Source organism: Pseudomonas sp. IPO3778, from assembly GCF_013386825.1.
Taxonomy (GTDB): Bacteria; Pseudomonadota; Gammaproteobacteria; order Pseudomonadales; family Pseudomonadaceae; genus Aquipseudomonas.
Map to the genome: position 1 here is coordinate 35,817 of NZ_JACARC010000013.1, position 23,991 is coordinate 59,807.

Genomic DNA, 23,991 nt, shown 5'->3' on the forward strand with positions numbered 1-23,991 from the left:
TGTCATTGCCGTGGCGCCGGGACTTGGTCCAGCAGTTGCCTGAGCACCTGGTCGACTTCCAGCCCGTCGATATCCAGCTCCGGGGCAATGCGCACCCGATGGCGCAACACGGCGAGGGCACACCCTTTTATGTCGTCCGGGGTGACGAATTCGCCACCGCGCAGCAGGGCACGGGCCCGTGCACCCCGCACCAGGGCGATGGAGGCCCGGGGGCCTGCGCCGATGGTCAGGCCCGGCCAACTGCGGGTGGTGCGGGCCAGGCGCACCGCGTAGTCGAGTACTTGCTCATCCAGCGCCAGTTCGCTGGCGATCTGTTGCAGCAGCAGTACGTCTTCGGCGTGCAGTACCGTACGCAAGGGCTGTACGTCGAGCATGTCGGCCCGGGACGAGCGGGTGACTTCGCGCACCATCTCCAGCTCCTGCTGCGCCTCGGGGTAGTCCATGCGCACCTTGAGCATGAACCGATCCAGTTCGGCTTCGGGCAACGGGTACGTGCCTTCCTGCTCGATCGGGTTCTGGGTGGCCAGCACCATGAACGGCTGGCCGATGGGCAGCGCTTCGCCTTCGAGGGTCACCTGGCGTTCCTGCATGGCTTCCAGCAACGCTGCCTGGGTTTTCGCCGGGGCACGGTTGATCTCGTCGGCCAACAGTAGGTTGGTAAACAGCGGCCCCTTGCGCAGTTTGAACTGCTCGGTATGCAGGTCGTACACCGCGTGGCCGGTCACGTCGCTGGGCATCAGGTCCGGTGTGAACTGGATGCGCGCGAACTCGCCGCCAAAACAGCGCGCCAGGGCACGTACCAGCAAGGTTTTGCCCAGGCCGGGAACACCTTCAAGCAGGACATGGCCACCCGCGATCAACGCCGTGAGCACGTCATCGATCACCTGGTCCTGGCCGATGACGGCCTTGCGCAGTTCGACGCGCAACGCCTGGGCCAGTTGGCTGGCGCGTTGAATCGGGTCAGCGGGAGGTAATTCGCTCATAGGGCATTCCTGAGGGTTTGCAGGTTCGCCACCTGGCGGCTGAAGTCGGCGCTGGAGAGCCGTTTCGCCGGGAGTGGGCCGAGGGCCTGGCTGATGACGAGGGTGGGTTGGCGGGACAGACGTTCAAGGACCCGTGATTGTTCGGCGGTGTCGAGGTGTTCGAAACCGGGATGACGGCGCCGGGCTGTGCGCTGGATGTCGTGCTGCAAGGCTTGCAGCAGAGCGTTTTGCCCGCCGCGGCGTAGCAGGAAGTCGGCGCTGGCTTTCAAGTGTTCCTGCAATTGCCGGCGGGCCTTGGGGGCCGGTTGCCGGGTCGGGCCGTGGCGGACGCTGGCGTGCCATAGCCCCAGGGCGATCAGTGCAGCAAGTGCCACCAGGGCCTGGGGGAAGTAGCGCAGCAGCAGGCTGAACAGGTCCTCGGCATCAGTGTTAAACAGCAGCGTGACCTGAGTGCCTTGGCTCAGGTACCAGAGCAGCCAGGCATTATCGTGTTGGCCGATGGCCGGGCTTTTCCACAGGTCGCTGTCGGTAACCACTGTCACACGGCCTTGCCCGAGGTTGATCTGCATCAGGTGGGTCGACTTGGCACTGTTGGCCGAGAATTGCGCCAGGTGCCTGGGGTCGGTGAGGTTGAAGTCAGTGTCGAAGCTGAAATAGGCCGGCGCCGTTTCGTTGTCCACATAGAGTTTGGTCAGGTCCGGCGCTTTCTTTTTACGCGCAGGGGCTGGTGCGTCGAACGCTTCACTGAAGGATTGATGTACCTGCACGCGGTCCAGCAGCAGGTCACCGCTTTTGCCGGTGTCCTCGTCCCACAGTGCCTCGGCCACCAGCAGCAGGTGGCCGCCATCTCTGGTCCATTGCAGCAGTTGATCAACCTGGGGCGGGCTCATGTTGCTGCGCTCGCCCAGCAATAACAGGCTGTTGCCTTCGGGCGAAAGGCTGGCCAGCCGCTCCAGGCTGTTGGTCTGTTCCACCACCAGGCCTTGCTGGCGCAGAAAATGTTCCGCCGCAAGGTAGGGGTTGGCGAGGGCTTCAGGCGAAGGGCCGCGATCGACCACCTCCTGGTATGGAATCGCCTTGTGCCAGGCATATAAGCCGCCTGCGGCCAACAGACATGTCACAAGCAGCCCCACCCACAGCAATGGCCGGTTCATTGCGCCGCTCCCGAGCCGAACAGGGCTCGCCAGCTGTTGCAGAGCTGTTGTTGTGCGAGGGCAGGAGGCAGGCGGTGGCCATAGGCAAGGTTTTGCCAGTAGCGGGTCAGTTCATCACTGAATGCCAGCAACTGCGGTTGTTGCAGTTGGCGGATGTGTTCCAGGACCTGGCCTTCGGTGTCGGCGCTTTTCAGCGGCAGGTTGAAGTCGTGCAGCAGGCGGCTAAGCAAGCCACGGTAAAGCAAACCGAGAGCTTCCCGAGGCTGGGTTGCCCAGAGCTGTTCGGCGGTGCCGGCGATGTCTTCCGGCAGCGTGTCGGCCCCCAGTTCGAGGCCGAACAACTGTGGGGGAACGGGGTTGGCAGCCTTGGGCTTGTGCGGTCTGCGTCGGCTGACAAACGCATGCAGCCAGTCGCGATAACGCCAGATCACCAGGGCCAGCACACCCACCAGCAATCCCCAGAGCAGTACCTCAAGCCCTTTCGCGATGTGCTTGAACGAATCGCTGTTGAGGTTTTTCAGGAATGCTTCCAGCCAGGCCGGCAGCTTGGCGTCACCTGCCGCTTTGTTTTTGTCTGTGGCTTTATCCTCGCCGAAGCGATAACGGGTGACGGTCTCCGGGTTTTTGAACGGTGGCTGTCCCAGCAGCGCCTTGATCGACTGATTGGCCGATTGCGTACTCAGGTGCTTTTGGGGAACCGGCTCATCCGCCCATACCGGTGGCGCCGTCGGGACCAGCATCAGCCCGATTACCAGCAGCAGGACCGGTGCCACACCACTCAGGCGCTGGCGCAGTCGACGGAATACCAGTTCCAGGTCCCAGGCTTCCAGTACGGTGCGGCGGTTCAGGTACAGGCTGAAACCACAGGCGACGTAGATAGGCTCCCAGAACACCAGGATCAAGGCGTAGAAGGCGTTGGTCAGGTGTTCCAGCCAGCGCCATTCGTTCCCGGCGGTGAGTACCAGCTGTTGCCAATCCCAATCCCGTTCGACCTGTTGCGGCAGGAAGAAATAGAACACGGCCATCAACCCGAACCACAGGGCGATTTCCAGGTGCACCCCGATCAGGGTCAGCCACCGGGCAGCGCCAGCGTTGCGTTGTTGCAGTACCCCGAGACGGTGTTGGCGTGCCGGGCCTTGCAGGCCCTCGAGCTGGACCACCGGCATCACGAAGCTGCGGCTCAGGCTGAAGCGCCGCCACGTCAGGCTGGCCAGCAGTTGGCCCTTGAGCAGGCTCGGCCATTGGCGCAGGGCCTGCTTGAGGCTGGGTGTTTCGCCAAACAGGGCCTTGGACAGGATATACAGTGGCAGCCGGTCGAATGCCGGTTTCAGCCACCAGAACAACAACAGCGCGGTGGTGGGATGATTCCACAGCAGTGCGCTGAGCAGGGCGAAGACCGGCAAGGTCACGATGGCCCAACTGCCCATCAGCAACAGCCGATGTTCGCGGGCCAGCAGGATGCCCAGGTCCATGGCTTCCCAGGAGGTACGCGGACGGATCACGACGCTGGCATCACTCAGGCGCATGGCGATTGCGTCCGGCAAACAGCAGATAGGCCGCCATCAGCAACCACAGGGCCGCGCCCGCCAGGTACTTGATCCACGGCGCCACGGCGGTGGTGGAAGACCAATACGCTTCGATAAACGCGGCGATCAGCAGGAACACCATCACCCCACAAATCATTTGCACACTTTTACGCGCGGCCAGTCTCAGGGATTCGCTTCTTGTCAGTTGCCCCGGTGCAATCAATGCCCAGCCCAGTTGCAGGCCTGCTGCGCCAGCCAGGGCAATGGCGCTCAGTTCGAAGGCGCCATGGCCAATCACAAATGACCAGAAGGTCTGACCGTAGCCGATTTGTGTCAGGTGCCCGGCGACGGCACCAATGATCAGGCCATTGAAAAACAGGAAGAACACGCTGCCCAGGCCAAACAACAGCCCGGCGGCAAAGGTCTGGAAGGCGATGCCGATGTTGTGCATGACGTAGTAGCCAAACATCATCCAGTCTTCGCTGGACGCGCGTTCGGCTGCCCGGCCCAGGCGGCTGGCGTCGGGATCGTACATGCCCTGCATCTCGGCCACTTGCTGGGGGCTGACGATGCTGTAGATCAGGTCCGGAAACAGGTACACCAGCAAGGCGATGCCGATCAGGCTGCCAAAGAACAGCAGGCTGGCGGCCAGCACGAATGGCCATTGGGCGCGAACCAGCCTGGGGAAGTCGGCCAACAGGAAACCCAGTACGTTTGCGCCGAGCTGGCTGCGATGGCGATACAGCTGTTGATGGCCGCGCAAGGCAAGCTGTTGCAGCGGGTCAACCAGATAACTGCTGTAGCCGCGCTCTTGGGCCAGGGCCAGGTGCTGGCACAACTGCCGGTATTGATGGGGGAAGTTGGCGAAGTCAGTGCCCTTGGTTTTACCTTTTTCCAGCTGTGCCAGTTGCGCGGCAAAGGCCTGCCATTGCGGCTGATGACGGCTTTCGAAAAGACTCTGTTTCATGCGGGCCCCAACAAACCGCGGGCCACGCCGTTGAGTTCTGTGACGGCGCGGGCAGGGGAGACCTGCAAGGGCATGGCCAGGATTGCGGCCAGTTCGTTGACCCGTTCGGTGGACAGTTCGGCCTGGCGTTCGGCGAAGCTGAGTATCGCCCGTTGCTCGTTCAGCTCAAGGGCGAACGGCAGGCGAAGCGCAGCAGCTTGCGGCACTTGTGGACGGGAAAGTGGTTGTTCGCGGTAAATCACCAGGGTCCCGGCCGCCAGGTCACCCAGGCGCTTGAAGTTAGGGTGTTGCAGGCAACTGATGGCGCCGAGGAAGTAGCCAAACGGCAGCATGTCGACAAAACGCAGCAGGTTGCGGATCAGCGAGGCGGACCAGCCGATGGGCGTGCCGTCGTCCTGTACCACCCGCAGGCCCATGATTTGCTTGCCGGGCGAGCAGCCCTGGTTGAGCACTTCGAACAGCACCATGTACCACCAGCTGACGAGGAACAGCAACAGCGAGCCCAGGCCAATGCCCAGGTTGCCGAGAAAGGCGAGGGCCATGAACAGAATGCCGAGAAGCAGGCCACGCAACCCCAGGTCGAAGGCAAAGGCCAGCGAGCGGACCATCAGGCCGGCCGGGCGCAGGGGCAGGTCAATGCCCTCCGGGGTCTCGATCTGGTGGCGGGTATCCAGTGGCGCAGGTGGCATCGCGGTCCTTGGCAGTGCAGTGCTGGCGCCTGGGCGGCAGCGGCGGGGTTGGAAAGACGGATGCTAGCAGTGTCGACGCTGGAAGCAACCACTCAACGATTTACTGAATGTTTGTACAGTAAACACAACGCTGGCCCCCGATGCCTTCAAGCGCCTAGACTTTGCCGGTCATCAGCACAGGAATAGCCCGTGACCACCATTTTCTGGTACGACTATGAAACCACCGGCATCAATCCGCGTACCGACCGCCCGCTGCAGGTAGCCGGCATTCGCACCGACCTTGAGCTTAACGAGGTCGGGCCGCCGGTCAATCTCTACTGCCAGCCCAGCGACGATATCCTGCCCCATCCGGCAGCGTGCGCGATTACTGGCATCACCCCTGGCGTGCTGGCGGAAAAAGGCTTGGCCGAAGCCGACTTCATGACTCGGGTGCACGCCGAACTGGCGGCGCCAGGCACGTGTGGCGCCGGCTACAACACCTTGCGTTTTGACGATGAGATGACGCGCTACAGTTTGTATCGCAACTTTTTTGACCCTTACGCCCGTGAGTGGCAAGGCGGTAACAGCCGCTGGGACCTGATCGACGTGGTACGCACCGCTTACGCCCTGCGCCCGGACGGGATCGTCTGGCCGCAGCAGGACGGGCGCGTCACCCTCAAGCTGGAGCGTTTGACGGCCGCCAATGGCATCGATCACGGCCAGGCCCACGACGCACTGTCCGACGTGCGCGCCACCATCGCGTTGGCCCGGTTGATCCGCGAGAAGCAACCCAAGCTCTATGACTGGCTTTTTCAGCTACGCAGCAAACAACGGGTCATGGACCAGGTGCGGTTGTTGCAACCGATGGTGCATATCTCCGGCCGTTTTTCTGCCGAACATCATTACCTGGGTGTGGTATTGCCGCTGGCGTGGCATCCGCGCAATCGCAATGCATTGATCGTCAGCGACCTGGGGCTCGATCCACAGGGGCTGCTGGACGAGGACGCCGATACCTTGCGTCAGCGCTTGTATACCCGCCGTGACGATCTGGCCGAAGGTGAATTGCCGGTACCGCTCAAGCTGCTGCACATCAATCGTTGCCCGGTGGTTGCACCGTTAAGTGTACTTCGGGCGCAAGACCGCGAGCGCCTGCAACTGGATATGGATGAGTACGCTGCTCGCGCCCTGCGGCTTAGCGACGCACAAGAACTATGGCGCGATAAATTAGCGGCGATTTATGCCGAGGAAGATTTTGCATCGAGCGCCGATCCGGAGCAGCAGCTATACGATGGTTTTATCGGTGATCGTGATCGACGTTTATGCGAACAAGTGCGAGTCGCTGAGCCTGAGCAACTAGCACGGCAGCAATGGCCTTTCGATGATGAACGTTTGCCTGAATTATTATTTCGCTATCGCGCCCGTAACTTCCCTGAGACCCTGAATAGTGAGGAGCAACAACGCTGGAGAGTTTTCTGTCAGCAACGTTTGTCAGACCCGCAATGGGGGGCGCCCAATACCCTTGAGGCGTTTAAACAAGCGCGTCTTGATTTGGCTGTTAGTGCTACACCGTTTCAGCTGAAGGTGCTCGATGAGTGGCAGGAATATGCTGATTCTTTAGCGAGCCGGATGAGCCTGTAAACGGCGCCCGGGTAAAATACGGGCAATAAAAAACGCCAGCTAGCTGGCGTCTTTTATAGCGTTGCGTATCACGCAGCGTCCTTGCGTGGCTTAGCCCAGCAGGGTAGCCCAACCTTCAACTACGTCGCCGCCCCACTTGGCTTTCCACTCTTTCAGCGTTTTGTGGTTGCCACCTTTGGTTTCAATCACTTCGCCGTTGTGCGGGTTTTTGTATTGTTTAACCTTGCGCGCACGCTTGGTGCCGGTAGTTTTTACGGCACCACGTGGAGCCTTAACTTTCGACTCTGGATCCAGCAGCGCAATGATGTCACGCAGGGATTTGGAGTACTCGCCCATCAGGGTGCGCAATTTGCCTTCGAATTCCAGCTCGGTTTGCAGTTTGTCGTCTTGGGACAGGTTCTTCAACCGGGCTTGCAGCTCTTTGATCGCTTCTTCGGTGGCGCGGTATTCGTTGATCAGGGACATGGGGACTACCTTATTTAGGGCGCTGGGTGAAAGGGGATAGTGGCCCAATAATAGTCAGACGGTTTGCCCAAGTAAACATTTAAGACCGCATTTATGTAATTTACTTTGATTGTTTGTGGCGAAAGCGTGGGGTTGAGTTAAATAGTAAGGGTTAAGACCTAAAGATGCTCTCGTTAAGTCTTGGCTTACTGCCGGAGTCCACGCGTTTGCACACATATAGTGGGTAAAACCTTACGCTATTAAGGGGCAGGGCTGACGCGGGCGGTCAGAATAAGCGTTGAGGAATACTGCAGTTTTTCTGCGCAATCGCTAGAATGGCGGCCTTTGCGAAGTTCTGGAGTTTCCCCCTAATGCGCACTTTTCGGCTGGTGATTGCTTGCCCGGACCGGGTTGGCATCGTTGCCAAGGTCAGTAACTTTCTGGCTTCCCACAACGGCTGGATCACCGAAGCGAGCCATCACTCGGACAATCTCAGCGGTTGGTTTTTCATGCGTCACGAAATTCGTGCCGATACGCTGCCCTTTGGCCTGGAGGCATTTCGCGAGGCATTTGCGCCGATCGCTGAAGAGTTCTCGATGACCTGGCGCATCACTGACACGGAACAGAAAAAACGCGTGGTCCTGATGGCCAGCCGTGAGTCCCACTGCCTGGCCGACTTGCTGCACCGCTGGCACAGCGACGAACTGGACTGCGAGATCTCCTGCGTGATTTCCAACCATGACGACCTGCGCAGCATGGTCGAGTGGCATGGCATCCCGTATTACCACGTCCCGGTCAACCCGCAGGATAAGGAGCCGGCGTTCGCCGAAGTTTCACGCCTGGTCAAACAGCACGATGCAGACGTCGTGGTGCTGGCGCGTTACATGCAGATCCTGCCGCCGGATTTGTGCCGTGAGTACGCCGGGAAGGTGATCAACATTCACCACAGCTTCCTGCCGTCGTTTGTGGGTGCCAAGCCGTATCACCAGGCGTCGTTGCGTGGCGTTAAGTTGATCGGCGCTACGTGCCACTACGTCACCGAAGAGTTGGACGCCGGTCCGATCATCGAGCAGGACGTAGTACGTGTCAGCCATAGCGACAGCATCGAAGATATGGTCCGTTTTGGCCGCGACGTCGAGAAGATGGTGCTGGCTCGTGGCCTGCGTTACCACTTGGAAGACCGCGTGCTGGTGCACGGCAACAAGACCGTCGTCTTCTGATTGACCTGTTTTGATTGAAGAATAAAGGGCCTGGGCGTTAAATCGCTGCAGGCCCTTTTTCTTGGGTGACAGGTGAGGATTGGAGAATGAGCGATCCACTGGATAAGGCCACTTCCAAAGCCCCCGCGACACTGGGGGAAGGTTGTTTGAGCCGGTATGACCCGGATGACCTGAGCAGTGAGGACGGCACCGAATTTCCAGGCGCCGCCGAGTTGTGGGAACAGTTGCAGGACACATCTGATTCGCTGGAAGAAAAGGCGTCAGCCGCTGCGCAAGGCAGCAACTGAGCCTGCTGGATCAGATCCGGAAGCTGCCCACCAATTGTTTCAAGCGTGCCGCCTGCTGTTCCAGGTCGGAACAGGCCCGCAATGTCGAATGCAGGTTTTCCACGCCTTCCTGATTGAGGGTGTTGATCTCGGTAATGTCCATGTTGATCGACTCCACCACGGAGGTCTGTTCCTCGGTGGCGGTGGCGACCGACTGGTTCATGCCGTCAATTTCGCCGATGCGCAGGGTCACGCTGTTCAGGCGTTCCCCCGCGAGGTTGGCGATTTCCACGCTGTCCTGGCTGTGACGCTGGCTTTCGCTCATGGTGCTGACCGAATCCCGGGCGCCAACCTGCAACTCCTCGATCATCTTTTGCACCTGTTGCGCCGACTCCTGGGTGCGGTGTGCCAGGTTGCGCACTTCGTCGGCCACTACCGCGAACCCGCGCCCGGCTTCCCCGGCTCGTGCGGCTTCAATCGCCGCGTTGAGGGCCAGGAGGTTGGTTTGCTGGGAAATGCTGGTGATGACTTCCAGGATTTGTCCGATGTTCACCGTCTTGCTGTTAAGCGCTTCGATATTGGTGCTGGAAGCGCTGATCATCTGCGACAGCTGATTCATCGCCCTGATATTGCGCTCCACCACCTGCTGACCGTCTTCCGCCAGGTGCCGGGCATCGCTGGCCTGGCTGGAAGCTTGCGCGGCGTTACGGGCGATTTCCTGGGCAGCGGCCCCAGTTCGTTGATTGCGGCGGCGACGCTGTTGGTGCGATTGGCCTGCTCGTCGGAGTTGACCATTGAGGAGTTGGAGGCGCTGACCACCCGCAGGGCCACTTCATTGACCTGCTCGGTGGCCGAGGACACTTCGCGAATCGAGTTGTGAATACGTTCCACAAAGCGATTGAACGCGCTGCCCAGCACACCGAACTCGTCATGGTTCTGGATGGCCAGTCGGCGAGTCAGGTCGCCTTCGCCGTCGGCAATGTCTTCCATGGCGCGGGTCATGACGTGCAATGGCTGCAGCAGGATGCGGATCAGCATTCCCAGCAGGGCAATGATGATGACCACCGCGATAATCGTGGCAATGATCGCCGAGGTGCGGAATTCGCTGAGCATGGCGAAGGATTTGTCTTTATCCACCGACAGGCCGAGGTACCAGTTCACTGACGGCAGGCCCTTGATCGGGGTAAAGGTGACGATGCGGGTTTTGCCATTAACCTCGACTTCGCTGAAGTCGCTGCTGATCTTGGGGGTATTGTTTGGATACACGTCGGCCAGGGTCTTCATCACAAGGCTTTTGTCGGGGTGTACCAGTACTTTGCCGTCGGCGCTGACCAGGAAGGCATAACCCATTCCGCCGAAGTTCAGGGCGCCGATGTTGTCCACCAGGGTTTGCAGGCTCAGGTCGCCACCCACTACGCCGACACTCTGGCCCGCTTTGCTGCTGGGGGTGGCGATGGAAATGATCAACTGGCCGGTGGCCGCATCAATATAGGGTTCGGTCAGGGTCGAGCCGTTGCTGCTCTGGGCACCCTTGTACCAGGGGCGCACACGCGGGTCGAAGCCGTCGGGCATCTTGGTGTCGGGGCGGATCACGAAGCCGCCTTTGCTGTCGCCCAGGTAAGTCGCCATGAATGAAGACGTCAGGGCTTTCTGTTCCAGCAGGCTGGCGACGGTGCTTGAATCAGGGTTTATGGCGATGTTCTGCGCCGCGCTTTCTATCAGCACAATGCGCCCGGCCAGCCAGGTCTGGATATTGCTGGCGGTGACGTCGCCCATTTCATGCAGGTAGTTGTTCAGATCGTCGCGAATCGCATTACGCTGCAAGTAGTCGTTGTAGAGGGTAAACAACGCAAAGGCGGCAATGACGATAAGAGCGGCGGCAAGCAGGATTTTATGGCTAAAACGCAGATTTTTATTCATGGCTTGTGGGGTCCGCTATGGTCTTAATATCCGATGCACTTCCTTTTGGGGCGTGCAAAATGGCTGCGTCAAAAAAAGTGTGATATTTCCATCTGCTCCTGCAGGAATTATCCGGCCCATTTTTTCTAAGACTTTTTGGGTCTCTCGCGTTAACGGTATCGACCGTGCAGTGCTAAAGATTAACCATGGGTGACAAAATGCCTGACTCCTCGCAACTCATTATTGGTGCCGATCTTCAAGGCCAGCCGATCGCCCAGTCGATGCGCCTGGCCAACCGCCATGGCCTGATCGCCGGCGCCACGGGCACCGGCAAGACCGTCACCTTGCAGCGACTGGCGGAAGCCTTCAGCGACGCCGGCGTCGCAGTATTTGCCGCCGACATCAAGGGCGACCTGTGTGGCCTGGGCGCTGCGGCCAACCCTCAGGGCAAGGTTGCCGAGCGGATTGCCGGCATGCCTTTCCTTAATTACACGCCCAAGGCTTATCCGGTGACGCTGTGGGATATCCACGGCCAGTCCGGTCATCCGTTGCGTACCACCATGAGTGAAATGGGCCCGCTGTTACTTGGCAGCCTGTTGGAACTCACCGACAGCCAGCAATCGGCGCTCTACGCAGCCTTTAAGGTGGCCGACCGCGAAGGCCTGTTGCTGCTGGACCTCAAGGACCTCAAGGCGCTGTTGAATCATTTGCGCTACCACCCGGAGCTGCTGGGGGAAGATGCTGCCTTGATGACCACGGGTTCCAGTCAGGCCCTGTTGCGGCGCCTGGCGGTGCTGGAGCAACAGGGTGCCGAAGCATTGTTTGGCGAGCCAGCGCTGCAATTGGAAGACATCCTGCAGCCGGCCAGTGACGGGCGTGGGCGTATTCATCTGTTGGACGCCAGCCGTCTGGTGCATGAGGCGCCGAAGGTGTACGCGACCTTCCTGCTCTGGCTGTTGGCCGAACTGTTCGAGCAGTTGCCGGAGCGCGGTGATGCCGACAAGCCACTGCTGGCGCTGTTTTTCGATGAGGCGCACCTGCTGTTCGCCGACACCCCCAAGGCGCTGCAGGATCGCCTGGAACAAGTGGTAAGGCTGATTCGTTCCAAAGGGGTGGGCGTGTATTTCGTCACCCAGTCTCCGGGAGACCTGCCGGACACGGTGCTGGCGCAACTGGGCTTGCGCATCCAGCACGGGTTGCGGGCGTTTACCACTAAAGAGCAGAAATCCCTGCGGGCCGTGGCCGATGGCTTCCGCCCGAATCCGGCGTTTGATGCGCTGGCGGTGCTGACCGAATTGGGTACGGGTGAGGCGTTGGTGGGCACTCTGCAGGAAAAGGGGACGCCTGAAGTAGTCCAGCGCGTACTGGTGGCGCCGCCGCAATCGCGGATCGGCCCGCTCAGCGAAGCCGAGCGGGCGGCGCTGATTGCCAGTTCGCCGTTGCTGGGGCGCTATGACAAGCCGATTGACCGAGAGTCTGCGTACGAAGTGTTGATGGCGCGCAAGGACCTGGGCCCGCAAGAGCAGGCGACGCCCACCGCTGAAGAACCGAGCTTCACCGACAAGGCCGGTGCGTTCCTCGGTACGACGGCTGGCAAGGCGCTGAAGTCGGCGATGCAACAGGCGGCCAATCAGATGGGCCGGCAGTTGGTGCGCGGGTTATTAGGGTCGTTGTTGGGCGGCAGCAAGCGTAAGTAGCGATGTGATCCAATGTGTGCGGGCTTGCTCGCGAAAGCGGTAGGCCAGTCGATAATGCGTTAACTGGCACACCGTCTTCGCAAGCAAGCCCGCTCCCATACTGGGTTCTGCGTCGGGTTTCAAGTTTTGGGCTTGGCGTGAGCAGCCAGCCGCTCCAGTGCGGCGCGCAAGTTCGGATCGGTAATCCCGTCCGCCGTGGCCTGAATGGTTTCGGCGGCAATTTCCGACAAGTCCATGGTATGCCCCACGGCGCCTTGCTGCACGGTCGGCGGCTGCACCTTGAACTGGATGCGCGTCAGGCTGGCGAACTCGTCAAAGGCCATTAATTGGCGCTGCAGACGTTTTTGCTGATACCGCAGGCGTGTCGCCCAATGCCCATCGGTGACAATCAACAGCAGATTGCCTTCACGCCACGACGCCACATGACAGTGTTCGCGGGCGGCAGGTTGCAGTTGGCTTTCCACCAGGCGTTGCAGATGGCCCAGGCGTTGCGCATGGCCGAAGATGGCTTTTAAAGGCTTGGCTTCGCGAAGCAACACGGCGGGAGCACGGGCCGTAAGAGGGCGAAATGCCATGAACTAGACACCTTAAGTAACAGAGAGGCCATGGTAGCAGAAAGCGTCTGCGCCGCCGCGGCCATTGCATTACCGGCAGTTTATCCATTAAATCAACGAGTAACTTATTACCCGAATGGGTTGAAGTTCAGCAAAAAGCCCTTATTTTAAACAAGCCCTCTAAGAGCGCCGTGCCAGCATCGTGGAATAACGCCACTTTCCTCACCCACGTTTCCGGGTAGAATGCTCGTTCGCATGCGGCCGTGAGGGCTGCTCGGGCGACTCACGGGGCGCCCTCCATCCCTATGTGTGGAAGAACCTGCCGATATGTTTGCGCCTTTGTTAAAGAAACTTTTTGGAAGCAAGAATGAGCGCGAAGTCAAACGCATGCTCAAGACGGTGCAGCTGGTCAATGCCTTCGAAGAGCAGATGGTTGCCCTTTCGGACGAGCAATTGCGCGCCAAGACCGAAGAGTTCAAGGCCCGCATAGCCAAAGGTGAAACCCTCGACAAGCTGCTTCCCGAAGCCTTTGCGGTCGCCCGTGAAGCCGGTAAGCGTGTCATGGGCATGCGCCACTTCGACGTTCAGTTGATCGGCGGCATGACCTTGCATGAAGGCATGATTGCCGAAATGCGTACCGGTGAAGGCAAGACCCTGGTAGCCACCTTGGGCGTTTACCTCAACGCATTGTCCGGCAAGGGCGTGCACGTTGTGACGGTGAACGACTACCTGGCCCGCCGGGACGCCAACTGGATGCGTCCGCTGTATGAATTCCTCGGCCTGACCGTCGGCGTTGTCACGCCGTTCCAGCCGCCGGAAGAGAAGCGCCTCGCCTACGCTGCCGACATCACCTACGGTACCAACAACGAATTCGGTTTCGACTACCTGCGCGACAACATGGCGTTCAGCATGGAAGAAAAATTCCAACGCGAACTCAATTTTGCCGTAATCGACGAAGTCGACTCGATCCTGATCGACGAAGCCCGTACCCCGCTGATCATTTCCGGTCAGGCCGAGGACAGCTCGCGCCTGTACACCGAGATCAACAAGCTGATCCCGCGCCTCGAGCAACACATCGAGGAAGTGGAAGGCGTCGTGACCAAAGAAGGTCACTTCTCCATTGATGAGAAGACCCGTCAGGTCGAACTCAACGAAGCCGGTCACCAGTTCGTCGAAGACATGCTCACCCAGATCGGCCTGCTGGCTGAAGGCGAGAGCCTGTACTCGGCGCACAACCTGGGCCTGTTGACCCACGTGTATGCCGGCCTGCGCGCTCACAAGCTGTTCCATCGCAACGTCGAATACATCGTGCAGGACGGCCAGGTCGTACTGGTCGACGAACACACCGGCCGTACCATGCCGGGTCGCCGTTTGTCCGAAGGCCTGCACCAGGCGATCGAAGCCAAGGAAGTCCTGAACATCCAGGCCGAAAGCCAGACACTGGCCTCGACTACCTTCCAGAACTACTTCCGTCTGTACAACAAACTGTCCGGCATGACCGGTACAGCCGACACCGAAGCGTTCGAGTTCCACCAGATCTACGGTCTGTCGGTGATGGTTATCCCGCCGAACAAGCCACTGGCACGTAAGGACTTCAACGACCTGGTGTTCCTGACCGCCGACGAGAAATACGCTGCCATCGTCGCCGACATCAAGGAATGCATGACCCAGGGCCGTCCGGTGCTGGTGGGTACTGCCACCATCGAAACTTCCGAACACATGTCCAGCTTGCTGAACAAGGAAGGTATCGAGCACAAGGTCCTCAACGCCAAGTTCCACGAAAAAGAAGCCGAGATCATCGCCCAGGCCGGTCGCCCAGGCGCGCTGACCATCGCCACCAACATGGCCGGTCGTGGTACCGACATCCTGTTGGGCGGCAACTGGGAAGTGGAAGTCGCGTCCCTGGAAGACCCAACGCCTGAGCAGATCGCGCAGATCAAGGCCGACTGGCAGAAGCGTCACCAGCAAGTGCTGGAGTCCGGCGGCTTGCAGGTGATCGCTTCCGAGCGTCACGAATCGCGCCGTATCGACAACCAACTGCGTGGTCGTGCCGGTCGCCAGGGTGACGCCGGTTCCAGCCGTTTCTACCTGTCCCTGGAAGACAGCCTGATGCGTATCTTCGCCTCGGACCGGGTGAAGAACTTCATGAAAGCCCTGGGCATGCAGTCCGGTGAAGCGATTGAACACCGCATGGTGACCAACGCCATCGAGAAGGCCCAGCGCAAGGTAGAAGGCCGCAACTTCGACATTCGTAAGCAACTGCTCGAGTTCGATGACGTCAACAACGAACAGCGTAAAGTGATTTATCACATGCGTAACAGTTTGTTGGCCGCTACCAATATCGGCGAGACCATTGCCGATTTCCGCCAGGACGTGCTCAACGCCACTGTCAGCGCACACATTCCGCCACAATCCCTGCCTGAGCAGTGGGATGTTGCCGGTCTGGAAGCCGCGTTGAAGAGCGACTTCGGTGTCGATTTGCCGGTCCAGCAATGGCTCGACGAAGACGACCACCTGTACGAAGAAACCCTGCGCGAGAAGCTCATGACCGAGCTCCTGGCCGCGTACAACGAAAAAGAAGAGCAGGCGAGTGCCGAAGCACTGCGCACGTTCGAGAAGCAAATCGTACTGCGCGTGCTGGACGACCTGTGGAAAGACCACCTGTCGACCATGGACCACTTGCGTCATGGCATCCACTTGCGCGGCTACGCCCAGAAGAACCCGAAGCAGGAGTACAAGCGCGAGTCGTTCACGCTGTTCTCCGAGCTGCTGGATTCGATCAAGCGCGATTCGATTCGTGTGCTGTCCCACGTTCAGGTGCGTCGCGAAGACCCGATCGAGGAGGAAGCTCGCCTGCGTCAGGAAGCCGAGTCACTGGCCGCCCGCATGCAGTTCCAGCACGACGAAGCGCCTGGTCTTGAGGCGCCGGAAGTGTTGGGCGAAGAGGTCGATGTGGCCTTGGCCCAATCCCCGGTGCGCAATGAGCAGAAGCTGGGTCGCAACGAGCTGTGCTGGTGCGGTTCGGGCAAGAAGTTCAAACACTGCCACGGCGAAATCAACTAAGATTTTCGCCTGACGCTGCAACACCCCGCGCCGCGACCGGCATCAGCCGTCGCGGCGTTTTGCCATTTCATCACCGTCGATAGCGACGGGGTACATATCCACTATTTTTAGGAGCGCATTCATGGCTGTTGGTCTTGGTCCTTTGCCCACGTTGCACCCGGTTGCCGGTTTTGAACTCGGTATCGCTTCGGCCGGCATCAAACGCCCGGGGCGCAAGGATGTGGTAGTGATGCGCTGTGCCGAAGGCTCGACGGTCGCGGGTGTGTTCACCCTGAACGCGTTTTGCGCAGCTCCGGTGATTTTGGCCAAGCAGCGGGTTGAAGGCCCGGTGCGTTACTTGCTGACCAATACCGGCAACGCCAACGCCGGTACCGGCGAGCCTGGCCTGGCCGCCGCTGCCCGTACCTGCGCCAAGCTGGCGCAGCTGACGGGTGTTGATGCCAACCAAGTGCTGCCGTACTCCACGGGCGTGATCGGTGAGCCGCTGCCGGTAGAAAAAATCGAAGGCGCGCTGCAAGCCGCACTGGATGACCTGTCGGTGGATAACTGGGCGGCTGCGGCCATCGGCATCATGACCACCGACACCCTGCCCAAAGGCGCAAGCCGTCAGTTTGTGCACGAAGGTGTGACCATCACCGTGACCGGCATCAGCAAAGGCGCCGGCATGATTCGCCCGAACATGGCGACCATGCTCGGCTACATCGCCACCGACGCCAAAGTCTCCCGTGACGTGCTGCAAAACCTGATGCTCGACGGCGCCAACAAGTCGTTCAACCGCATCACCATCGACGGTGATACGTCGACCAACGATTGCTGCATGTTGATCGCCACCGGCCAGGCCGATCTGCCGGAAATCACCTCGTCCAACGGCGCGTATTTCGCGGCGCTGAAGCAGGCCGTGTTTGAAGTGTGCATGGACGTGGCCCAGGCCATCGTGCGTGATGGCGAAGGCGCCACCAAGTTTGTGACCGTTGAAGTCAACGGCGGCGGCAACCATCAGGAATGCCTGGACGTGGGCTACACCGTGGCTCACTCGCCCCTGATCAAGACGGCGCTGTTTGCCTCCGACCCGAACTGGGGCCGTATCCTGGCCGCTGTTGGCCGTGCTGGCGTGCCGAACCTGGACGTAAGCAAGATCGACGTGTTCCTCGGCGAGGTGTGCATCGCCAGCCGTGGCGCCCGTGCCGAGACCTACACCGAAGCCCAGGGTTCTGCGGTGATGCAGCAGGAAGAAATCACCATCCGTATCGAATTGGGTCGCGGTGAATGCAGCGAAACCATCTGGACCACTGACCTGTCCCACGAGTACGTGAAGATCAACGCGGAATACCGCACCTGATACGCAGGTATGGCGGGTATCACTGTAGGAGCCAGCTTGCTCGCGAAAAACCAAAGGGCGCCCCGGAGCGTCAGGAAGCTCGCGTTATCGTTAGCGACCTTCGCGAGCAAGCTCGCTCCTACAGGTGGATTTACGTTTAGAGGAACAATGCGGTGAAACGAGTTCATGTAGCAGCAGCGGTCATCCGGGGTGTCGACGGCAGGATTCTGCTGGCGCGCCGCGCTGATACCCAGCATCAGGGCGGCCTCTGGGAGTTTCCCGGTGGCAAGGTGGAGGCCGATGAGTCGGTCGCTACCGCGCTGTCCCGTGAATTGCAGGAAGAGTTGGGTATCCAGGTCACCACAGCTCGCCCCTTGATCAAGGTGCAGCATGATTACCCGGACAAACAGGTGTTGCTGGATGTCTGGGAAGTCTCGGCCTTTACCGGCGAACCCCACGGTGCCGAAGGGCAGCCCCTTGAATGGGTGACCCCGCGTGACCTGCCGAACTATGAGTTTCCGGCAGCCAATGCGCCGATTGTTTCGGCGGCGCGTTTGCCGGCTGAATACCTGATCACGCCCGGCGAGCTGGAAACCCCGGTCCTGCTGCGGGGCATTCAAAAAGCCATCGCGGGCGGCATCAAGCTGGTTCAGTTGCGTGCCCCCAACGGTTACGACCCCAAGTACCGTGACTTGGCGGTGGATGCGGTGGGCCTGTGTGCGGGCAAGGCGCAGTTGATGCTCAAGGGCCCGTTTGAATGGCTGGGGGATTTTCCCGCGGCCGGCTGGCATATGACCTCGGCCCAACTGCGCAAGTACGCCAGCAAGGGGCGGCCTTTGCCCAAGGATCGCTGGCTGGCGGCGTCTTGCCACAATGCTGAAGAGCTGGCGTTGGCGGAGCTGATGGACGTGGATTTCGTCACGTTGTCGCCGGTGCAGCCGACCCAGACTCATCCGGATGCCCAGCCTCTGGGTTGGGAGCAGGCACAGCAGTTGATCAGTGGCTTCAGCAAGCCGGTGTTCCTGCTCGGTGGGGTTGGGCCCGCCGAGCTGGAAAAGGCCTGGGAAGCCGGGGCTCAAGGCGTGGCAGGGATTCGGGCGTTCTGGCCTGAGGTTTGAGGACCAGGCCGGGGCGCTTGTTGTGGCGAGGGAGCTTGCTCCCGCTGGACCGGGCTGGCGCTCCAGTGCGAAGCGCTCCCAAAATTTTGGGCCTGCTGCGCAGCCCAGCGGGAGCAAGCTCCCTCGCCACAAGTCTGAATCAGTCAGTCAGCATCAGTGCGGCTTCGCGGCCGCCTGCCACAAAATCTCGGCAACGCCCTGGCGCCTGGCAATCACCCTGGCGGCCACAAACAGCAAGTCCGACAGCCGGTTGATATACGCCAACCCCACGCCCTCCAGCGGTTCCACCGCATTCAGGTGCTGGCAGCGCCGCTCGGCACTGCGGGCCAGGCTACGGCACACATGAGCCTGGGCAATCAACGCCGAACCACCGGGCAAAATGAAGTTCTCCAGCGGCCCGACCTCTTCGTTCCAGCGATCGATCGCCGCTTCCAAACGGTCGACTTCCGCCGCATTCAGCGCCTTATACACCGGCATCGCCAACTCGCCGCCCAGGTCAAACAGCCGATGCTGACAAGGCGTCAGTACTTCGATCACATCCTTCAGCGCCGGATGCTGACCGCTTTGTTCCTCCAGCCCCGCCAGCAGCAACCCCAACTGACTGTTCAGCGCGTCAACTTCGCCAATGGCCTCTACCCGTGGATGGTCCTTGGGCACGCGGCGGCCATCGCCCAGGCCGGTTTCGCCCTTGTCGCCGGTACGGGTGTAAATTTTCGACAGGCGAAAGCCCATGGTTAGCGCTCCAGTTGAGTGAGTTCGTTGGGGGGCAGTTGGCTGCCGGCCAAGGGCAGGCGCAAGGTGAAGCAGGTGCCCTGGCCCAGGGTGGAATGGACTTCCATCTGCCCCTTGTGATTGTTGGTGATGATGAAATACGAAACCGACAACCCCAGCCCGGTGCCTTGGCCGATTTCCTTGGTGGTGAAGAACGGTTCGAACGTACGCTTGCGCACGCTTTCGCTCATGCCAACACCATTATCCTCCACCTGGATTTCCGCCCACGGCGGGTTGAGCCGGGTGCGCAGGGTGATACGCCCGGGCTCGCGGTCATCTTCCCGCTGGTGAATGGCCTGGGCGGCGTTTTTCAGCAGGTTGAGCAGTACCTGTTCCAGCTCGTTGGCGGTGCCGGGCACCGGGCCCAACTGCGGGTCGAACTGGCGGATGATCGCCTGGCCCTTGAAGTCGAAGCCTTCGGTGAGATCGAAATCGTTGCCGGCAATTTCCACCGCCTGGTCGATCAATGCCGGTAAATCACAGGGCGCCATCTGGCGGTTGCTGCGGCGGCTGAAGCTGAGCATGTGGGTGACGATTTTCGCCGCCCGGGCACCGGCTTGCTGGATGCCGTCGAGCAATTGCGGCACTTCGCGGCTTTGCAGGTAGCGGTTGACCGTGTCCAGGTCAATGCCCACCTGTTCGGCATGCTCCAGGTTTTTCGGCAGTTCGTTGGACAGGCGACGGCGGATGTTCTGCACGTTGTGCAGGATCGCCCCCAGCGGGTTGTTGATTTCGTGGGCCATGCCAGCAGCGAGGCCGCCAACCGACAGCATCTTCTCCGACTGCACCATCATCTCTTCCAGCGACAGGCGCTGGGTGATGTCGTCGATCCGGATTACCACACCGCGCCCGGCGCCGCCCATCAGCGGGTAGAAGGTCAGGGCGTAATGCTTGGGCTCGTCATCCTTGACCCAGGTGACCCGCTCGATCCGTTCCACGGTGTGTTGCTCCACGGTGGCCTTGATCTGTGGCAGGAAGGGCTTGAGCGGTTGAAAGGCGAGGAAGATCGGCTGGTTCAGCGCCTCGTCCAGGCGGGTGCCGGAAAGCGCGCTGGCTTCCTGGTTCCACTGGGTGACGTAGAGTTGTTCGTCGAGGGCGATCAACGCCGAGGGCATCGAGTCGATGATGCTGTTGAGGTAGTTCTGGAAACCGGTGAGTTTCTTCTCGATCTTGCTGCGCACCTGCACTTCCAGTTCCAGCTTGCGGTTGGTGTGGCGGGTTTCTTCCGCCAGGCCCTGGGCTTGATCGTAGGCGGCCTGGGAGTCGTCCCGTGCGCGTTTGAGCTGCTGCTCGCGGGCTTCAATGCGCGAAAGCATGGTGTTGAAGGCTTCGGCGAGGCTGCCGATTTCGTCATGGTTGCCGCGCCCGGCGCGCAGGGCGTAGTTCTCTTCCCGGGTGACCTGGCGCGACAATTCTTCCAGTTCGTGGATCGGCCGGGTAATCAGGCGCTTGATCTGCCGGGCAATCACCAGCCACAGCAGCACGCTGAAAATCAGGATGCCCAGGCTGGCGGTGAAAGTCCCGGTGTAAAACGCCACCGGCAGTTCGCTGCTGGCCACCAGCAGCAAATGCCCGGAGGGTTGGCCGGCCCGGGGGATGGTGATCACCTGATTGCTGCGAAACTCGGTGGCGCGCCAGGTTTCAATCTGTTGGTAACTGTCTGGCAGGTGCAGGCGATTGGCATGTTGCAGCTGGGCCAGGCGCATGCCTTCGCCGTCATATAAAGCCGCGGCCCGCAATGGCGAGTAGCTGGTCAGTTCATCCAGCAGGGTTTGGGCCTTGAGCGGTGAGTCGAGAGCCTCGGCGGCGAGCGACGGGTTGGACACCAGTCGACCGATGGCCTGCAGGGCCTGGGGCGCCATGCTTTCCTGGGAGATCCAGTAGGCGGCGCTGATAAAGGTCAGGTTGGCCACCAGCAAGACGGTGGTCAACAAAACCAGCAGGGCCGCCAGCAGTTTCTGCCCAACTGGTAGATTTTCGAGACGCTGGCGCAGTGGCATCAAGGTTTTCGCTGCAAAGGAACAAGCAGTCAGGGTAGCGCGTGCCTCAGTCGCTGGGCAATCCGCGTGCAGACAGTCGCTGTTCCAATCGCACCTGGAGTTGTTGCAGGTGCGGCAAGGTCAGTTGGTGACGTGTGGCTGCCTGGCAGGCGTAGCCCAGCAAGTAGCTGATTTCGGTGCGTCGGGCACTGGCCACGTCCTGGTACATCGACGAGTAGTTAGCGGCGGTGGCCTGGATCACCCGTTCCACTTCGCTCTGTAAATCCAGCGCGGCGGCGGGTTGGCCGCAGCACTCCAGCAGTTCGGCGAGTTCGGCGCACAAGGTGGCGACTTCGCACTGGTGGGTTTGCAACTCGCCATTGCGGCATTCGTACAGCACGGTCAGCGGGTTTATCGCACAGTTCAGGGCCAGTTTGCGCCACAGGCGGGTGAGGATGTCGGTGCTCCATTCGTGGGGAATGCCGGCGGCTTGCAGGTCATCCAGCCACAGCGGTGGGGTAGGATGGCTCACATCCCCCAGCCAGGTATAGCCATGGCCGGCGAACACCACCCGCCAGTCGCTGTCGCGAAAGGCGCCTTCGGTGCTGGAGGCGAAAATGCATCGGGCTTGGGGCAGTTGGGCGGCGACCGCGTCCTGGCTGCCCAGGCCGTTTTGCAAAAGGATCAGTTCGGCGTCCGGCACCAGGCGATGTTCAAGCTGTGCGATAGCCTGTTGGGCGTCGTAGGCTTTGCACGCGACCAGCAGGCGATGAATCGGCCCTGGGCTGTCGGATGTTTCGCCGACGACCGGGTAGGTGTGGGCCACGCCTTGCTCGACCAGGGTCAGGCCCTTGGCAGCCTGATAGCTCACCAGCCGCGTGTTGTCCCGCAGGATCAGGCGCACCGGCAGCCCCGCGCGGGCCAGGCGGGCGGCCCACAATGTGCCGAGGCTGCCGGCGCCGAGAACATGCCAGGTGGTCGACATCAGTTTTTACTCCGTAAGGCTGCCCGCAGTGAACGAGGCGAAAGAACCGCTATAATGCCCGGGCATTTTAGCCCGGGCGTGCTCCATCTCTACTGAGCCGCGCCCCTTTTTATTGGAGAAATTACATGCCGTCGTTCGACGTGGTATCCGAACTGGACAAGCACGAACTCACCAACGCCGTCGAGAACGCCGTCAAGGAGCTGGATCGTCGCTATGACTTGAAGGGCAAGGGCAGCTTCGAGTTCAAGGAAAAAGACCTGACCGTCAACCTGACCGCAGAAGCTGACTTCCAGCTGGAAGCGATGATTGAGATCCTCAAGCTGTCGCTGGTCAAGCGCAAGATCGATGCACAGTGCCTTGAAATCAAGGACGCTTACGCCTCCGGCAAACTGATGAAGCAGGAAGTCGTGTTCAAAGAGGGCATCGACAAAGAGCTGGCGAAGAAAATCGTCGCTCACGTCAAGGACGCCAAACTCAAGGTCCAGGCCGCGATCCAGGGCGAGCAGGTGCGCATCACCGGCAAGAAGCGTGACGATTTGCAAGAGGCCATTGCTGCCTTGCGCGCCAAGACCTTCGACATGCCGCTGCAGTTCAATAACTTCCGCGACTGAGTGCGCCCTTCGGGAACCTGTGGGCGTTTTTGACGTCCCACGCCCAGAACTTGCAGAAACGATTGAGCCCTTCGGGGCTCATTTGTTATGTGGGCATTGATAAAGCTGCACATCCGGTAAACAGGAGAACGTAGATGGATTTGAACGCTGAAGTGGATCACCTGATCAAGACCTCGGAGTCGTGGTTACCGATGATCATGGAATATGGCAGCCGATTTTTGCTGGCGGTGATCACCCTGGCCATCGGTTGGTGGCTGATCAACGTCTTGACCCACCGAGTAGGGCGTTTGCTGGCACTGCGTAATGCTGACCTGGCACTGCAACACTTCATTACCAACCTGGCGAACATTGCGCTCAAAGTCATGCTGGTGGTCAACGTGGCCTCGATGATCGGCGTGGCAACCACGTCGTTCGTTGCGGCGATCGGTGCTGCCACCCTGGCAATCGGTCTGGCACTGCAAGGCAGCCTGGCGAACTTCGCCGGCGGCGTGCTGATTCTGTTGTTCCGTCCGTTCCGCATTGGTGACTGGATCGAAGCCCAGGGCACCTCCGGTACCGTCGACAGCATCCAGATCTTTCACACCGTGCTGCGCACCGGCGACAACAAGACGGTGATCATCCCCAACGGCAGCCTGTCCAACGGCCTCATCACCAACACCAACCGTCAGCCGACCCGCAAGGTGGTGTTTGATGTGGGTGTCGACTATGAAGCCGACCTGCAGAAGGCGCGTGAGGTATTGCTGGAACTGGCCAAGGATCCACGGGTACTGGCCGATCCTGCGCCGGCAGCCGTGGTTTCGACCCTGGGCGACAGCTCGATCACCGTGTCCCTGCGAGTCTGGACCAAGACGTCGGATTATTGGGATGTGATGTTCATGTTCAATGAACTGGCACGTGATCGTTTGAAAGCGGCGGGGATTGATATTCCGTTTCCGCAGCGGGTTATTCGCGTGATGCAGGAAAGTGCTGCTAAGTGATGCCGGGACTTGCGGATCAAACTGGGCAGATGTGTCAGGTTTGATACGTGGGAGTAAACTAGATAGTTAGCTTGCTAGTTATCGGGCGTTGAGATCAAGTTGCAATAAAAAAGCCGCTCACTTGTGAACAAGTGAGCGGCTTTTTAGTTAGGG

At 60.2% G+C, this 23,991-nt stretch carries 21 protein-coding genes; 9 read left to right on the forward strand and 12 right to left on the reverse strand.

Features of this window, described 5'->3' with window-relative positions; genetic code table 11:
* Positions 1-2 precede the first annotated feature (2 nt).
* From HX855_RS04560 to HX855_RS04580, 5 genes are read right to left on the reverse strand one after another with little or no spacing between them, the layout of a single operon-like run.
* On the reverse strand, positions 3-983 hold the full coding sequence (locus tag HX855_RS04560; protein WP_177089361.1) for a MoxR family ATPase: 981 nt from the start codon (positions 981-983) through the stop codon (positions 3-5).
* On the reverse strand, positions 980-2,137 hold the full coding sequence (locus HX855_RS04565; protein WP_177089360.1) for a DUF4350 domain-containing protein: 1,158 nt from the start codon (positions 2,135-2,137) through the stop codon (positions 980-982). The genes HX855_RS04560 and HX855_RS04565 overlap by 4 nt, the downstream gene beginning before the upstream one ends.
* Positions 2,134-3,663, reverse strand: coding sequence for a DUF4129 domain-containing protein (locus HX855_RS04570; RefSeq protein ID WP_177089359.1), 1,530 nt, complete (start codon positions 3,661-3,663; stop codon positions 2,134-2,136). The genes HX855_RS04565 and HX855_RS04570 overlap by 4 nt, the downstream gene beginning before the upstream one ends.
* On the reverse strand, positions 3,650-4,630 hold the full coding sequence (locus HX855_RS04575) for a stage II sporulation protein M (RefSeq protein ID WP_177089358.1): 981 nt from the start codon (positions 4,628-4,630) through the stop codon (positions 3,650-3,652). The genes HX855_RS04570 and HX855_RS04575 overlap by 14 nt, the downstream gene beginning before the upstream one ends.
* Positions 4,627-5,319 (reverse strand): RDD family protein, encoded by a 693-nt coding sequence (locus HX855_RS04580; RefSeq protein WP_177089357.1) that lies wholly within the window; start codon positions 5,317-5,319, stop codon positions 4,627-4,629. The genes HX855_RS04575 and HX855_RS04580 overlap by 4 nt, the downstream gene beginning before the upstream one ends.
* A gap of 189 nt (positions 5,320-5,508) precedes the next feature.
* Here HX855_RS04580 and sbcB point away from each other — a divergent pair, with 189 nt between their 5' ends.
* Positions 5,509-6,936 carry an exodeoxyribonuclease I gene (gene sbcB, locus HX855_RS04585; RefSeq protein ID WP_177089356.1) on the forward strand — a complete coding sequence of 476 codons (1,428 nt, stop codon included), beginning with the start codon at positions 5,509-5,511 and terminating at the stop codon, positions 6,934-6,936.
* A gap of 90 nt (positions 6,937-7,026) precedes the next feature.
* On the opposite strand, the gene mvaT is transcribed toward sbcB, so the two are convergent.
* The gene (gene mvaT, locus HX855_RS04590) at positions 7,027-7,401 is read right to left on the reverse strand and encodes a histone-like nucleoid-structuring protein MvaT (protein ID WP_005790963.1); all 375 of its coding nucleotides are present in this window, start codon (positions 7,399-7,401) and stop codon (positions 7,027-7,029) included.
* A 350-nt stretch (positions 7,402-7,751) separates the two neighbouring features.
* Between mvaT and purU the strand changes: the two genes are divergently transcribed.
* A complete protein-coding gene (gene purU, locus HX855_RS04595) occupies positions 7,752-8,600 on the forward strand; it encodes a formyltetrahydrofolate deformylase (protein ID WP_177089355.1) in 849 nt (282 codons plus the stop codon).
* Between the two features lie 86 nt (positions 8,601-8,686).
* A complete protein-coding gene (locus HX855_RS04600; RefSeq protein WP_177089354.1) occupies positions 8,687-8,887 on the forward strand; it encodes a hypothetical protein in 201 nt (66 codons plus the stop codon).
* Positions 8,888-8,897: 10 nt separating this feature from the next.
* On the opposite strand, the gene HX855_RS33795 is transcribed toward HX855_RS04600, so the two are convergent.
* Together HX855_RS33795 and HX855_RS04605 are read right to left on the reverse strand one after the other, a co-directional pair.
* Positions 8,898-9,509 (reverse strand): methyl-accepting chemotaxis protein, encoded by a 612-nt coding sequence (locus HX855_RS33795; protein WP_375140058.1) that lies wholly within the window; start codon positions 9,507-9,509, stop codon positions 8,898-8,900.
* Positions 9,482-10,786 (reverse strand): methyl-accepting chemotaxis protein, encoded by a 1,305-nt coding sequence (locus HX855_RS04605; protein ID WP_375140059.1) that lies wholly within the window; start codon positions 10,784-10,786, stop codon positions 9,482-9,484. Before HX855_RS04605 ends, HX855_RS33795 begins: the two co-directional genes overlap by 28 nt.
* Before the next feature lie 197 nt (positions 10,787-10,983).
* Between HX855_RS04605 and HX855_RS04610 the strand changes: the two genes are divergently transcribed.
* Positions 10,984-12,462, forward strand: a complete 1,479-nt coding sequence (locus HX855_RS04610) for a helicase HerA-like domain-containing protein (RefSeq protein WP_177089353.1) — start codon at positions 10,984-10,986, stop codon at positions 12,460-12,462.
* A gap of 119 nt (positions 12,463-12,581) precedes the next feature.
* Here HX855_RS04610 and HX855_RS04615 read toward each other — a convergent pair whose 3' ends face one another.
* Entirely contained in the window at positions 12,582-13,037 is a 456-nt protein-coding gene (locus tag HX855_RS04615) for a DUF721 domain-containing protein (RefSeq protein ID WP_177089352.1), read from the reverse strand.
* A 306-nt stretch (positions 13,038-13,343) separates the two neighbouring features.
* On the opposite strand from HX855_RS04615, the gene secA reads away from it, so the two are divergent.
* The 3 genes from secA (at position 13,344) to HX855_RS04630 (ending at position 18,515) form a co-directional block, all read left to right on the forward strand.
* On the forward strand, positions 13,344-16,079 hold the full coding sequence (gene secA / locus HX855_RS04620) for a preprotein translocase subunit SecA (protein ID WP_177089351.1): 2,736 nt from the start codon (positions 13,344-13,346) through the stop codon (positions 16,077-16,079).
* A 121-nt stretch (positions 16,080-16,200) separates the two neighbouring features.
* On the forward strand, positions 16,201-17,418 hold the full coding sequence (argJ, locus tag HX855_RS04625; RefSeq protein ID WP_177089350.1) for a bifunctional glutamate N-acetyltransferase/amino-acid acetyltransferase ArgJ: 1,218 nt from the start codon (positions 16,201-16,203) through the stop codon (positions 17,416-17,418).
* Between the two features lie 152 nt (positions 17,419-17,570).
* Positions 17,571-18,515 (forward strand): Nudix family hydrolase, encoded by a 945-nt coding sequence (locus HX855_RS04630; RefSeq protein WP_177089349.1) that lies wholly within the window; start codon positions 17,571-17,573, stop codon positions 18,513-18,515.
* 153 nt (positions 18,516-18,668) lie between these two features.
* On the opposite strand, the gene HX855_RS04635 is transcribed toward HX855_RS04630, so the two are convergent.
* Genes HX855_RS04635 through HX855_RS04645 form a run of 3 tightly spaced genes read right to left on the reverse strand, consistent with a single transcriptional unit; the run spans position 18,669 to position 22,250 of the window.
* Positions 18,669-19,247 carry a cob(I)yrinic acid a,c-diamide adenosyltransferase gene (locus HX855_RS04635; protein WP_177046012.1) on the reverse strand — a complete coding sequence of 193 codons (579 nt, stop codon included), beginning with the start codon at positions 19,245-19,247 and terminating at the stop codon, positions 18,669-18,671.
* 2 nt (positions 19,248-19,249) lie between these two features.
* Complete coding sequence (locus HX855_RS04640; RefSeq protein ID WP_177089348.1) at positions 19,250-21,286, reverse strand: ATP-binding protein; 2,037 nt, start codon at positions 21,284-21,286, stop codon at positions 19,250-19,252.
* A 46-nt stretch (positions 21,287-21,332) separates the two neighbouring features.
* On the reverse strand, positions 21,333-22,250 hold the full coding sequence (locus HX855_RS04645) for a putative 2-dehydropantoate 2-reductase (protein WP_177089347.1): 918 nt from the start codon (positions 22,248-22,250) through the stop codon (positions 21,333-21,335).
* Positions 22,251-22,375: 125 nt separating this feature from the next.
* On the opposite strand from HX855_RS04645, the gene HX855_RS04650 reads away from it, so the two are divergent.
* Together HX855_RS04650 and HX855_RS04655 are read left to right on the forward strand one after the other, a co-directional pair.
* Positions 22,376-22,861 carry a YajQ family cyclic di-GMP-binding protein gene (locus HX855_RS04650; protein WP_177089346.1) on the forward strand — a complete coding sequence of 162 codons (486 nt, stop codon included), beginning with the start codon at positions 22,376-22,378 and terminating at the stop codon, positions 22,859-22,861.
* Between the two features lie 134 nt (positions 22,862-22,995).
* On the forward strand, positions 22,996-23,838 hold the full coding sequence (locus tag HX855_RS04655; RefSeq protein WP_177089345.1) for a mechanosensitive ion channel family protein: 843 nt from the start codon (positions 22,996-22,998) through the stop codon (positions 23,836-23,838).
* Positions 23,839-23,991 lie beyond the last annotated feature (153 nt).

What these genes read in the sequence shown, in the direction of transcription:
- HX855_RS04600 (WP_177089354.1), top strand. Translation starts at nt 8,687, where the DNA reads ATGAGCGATCCACTGGATAAGGCCACTTCCAAAGCCCCCGCGACACTG.
- HX855_RS04575 (WP_177089358.1), bottom strand. Translation starts at nt 4,630, where the DNA reads ATGAAACAGAGTCTTTTCGAAAGCCGTCATCAGCCGCAATGGCAGGCC.
- HX855_RS04605 (WP_375140059.1), bottom strand. Translation starts at nt 10,786, where the DNA reads ATGAATAAAAATCTGCGTTTTAGCCATAAAATCCTGCTTGCCGCCGCT.
- HX855_RS04635 (WP_177046012.1), bottom strand. Translation starts at nt 19,247, where the DNA reads ATGGGCTTTCGCCTGTCGAAAATTTACACCCGTACCGGCGACAAGGGC.
- HX855_RS04640 (WP_177089348.1), bottom strand. Translation starts at nt 21,286, where the DNA reads ATGCCACTGCGCCAGCGTCTCGAAAATCTACCAGTTGGGCAGAAACTG.
- mvaT (WP_005790963.1), bottom strand. Translation starts at nt 7,401, where the DNA reads ATGTCCCTGATCAACGAATACCGCGCCACCGAAGAAGCGATCAAAGAG.
- HX855_RS04615 (WP_177089352.1), bottom strand. Translation starts at nt 13,037, where the DNA reads ATGGCATTTCGCCCTCTTACGGCCCGTGCTCCCGCCGTGTTGCTTCGC.
- HX855_RS04645 (WP_177089347.1), bottom strand. Translation starts at nt 22,250, where the DNA reads ATGTCGACCACCTGGCATGTTCTCGGCGCCGGCAGCCTCGGCACATTG.
- argJ (WP_177089350.1), top strand. Translation starts at nt 16,201, where the DNA reads ATGGCTGTTGGTCTTGGTCCTTTGCCCACGTTGCACCCGGTTGCCGGT.
- HX855_RS04560 (WP_177089361.1), bottom strand. Translation starts at nt 983, where the DNA reads ATGAGCGAATTACCTCCCGCTGACCCGATTCAACGCGCCAGCCAACTG.
- HX855_RS04655 (WP_177089345.1), top strand. Translation starts at nt 22,996, where the DNA reads ATGGATTTGAACGCTGAAGTGGATCACCTGATCAAGACCTCGGAGTCG.
- HX855_RS04565 (WP_177089360.1), bottom strand. Translation starts at nt 2,137, where the DNA reads ATGAACCGGCCATTGCTGTGGGTGGGGCTGCTTGTGACATGTCTGTTG.
- HX855_RS04610 (WP_177089353.1), top strand. Translation starts at nt 10,984, where the DNA reads ATGCCTGACTCCTCGCAACTCATTATTGGTGCCGATCTTCAAGGCCAG.
- HX855_RS04570 (WP_177089359.1), bottom strand. Translation starts at nt 3,663, where the DNA reads ATGCGCCTGAGTGATGCCAGCGTCGTGATCCGTCCGCGTACCTCCTGG.
- HX855_RS04580 (WP_177089357.1), bottom strand. Translation starts at nt 5,319, where the DNA reads ATGCCACCTGCGCCACTGGATACCCGCCACCAGATCGAGACCCCGGAG.
- HX855_RS04650 (WP_177089346.1), top strand. Translation starts at nt 22,376, where the DNA reads ATGCCGTCGTTCGACGTGGTATCCGAACTGGACAAGCACGAACTCACC.
- purU (WP_177089355.1), top strand. Translation starts at nt 7,752, where the DNA reads ATGCGCACTTTTCGGCTGGTGATTGCTTGCCCGGACCGGGTTGGCATC.
- secA (WP_177089351.1), top strand. Translation starts at nt 13,344, where the DNA reads ATGTTTGCGCCTTTGTTAAAGAAACTTTTTGGAAGCAAGAATGAGCGC.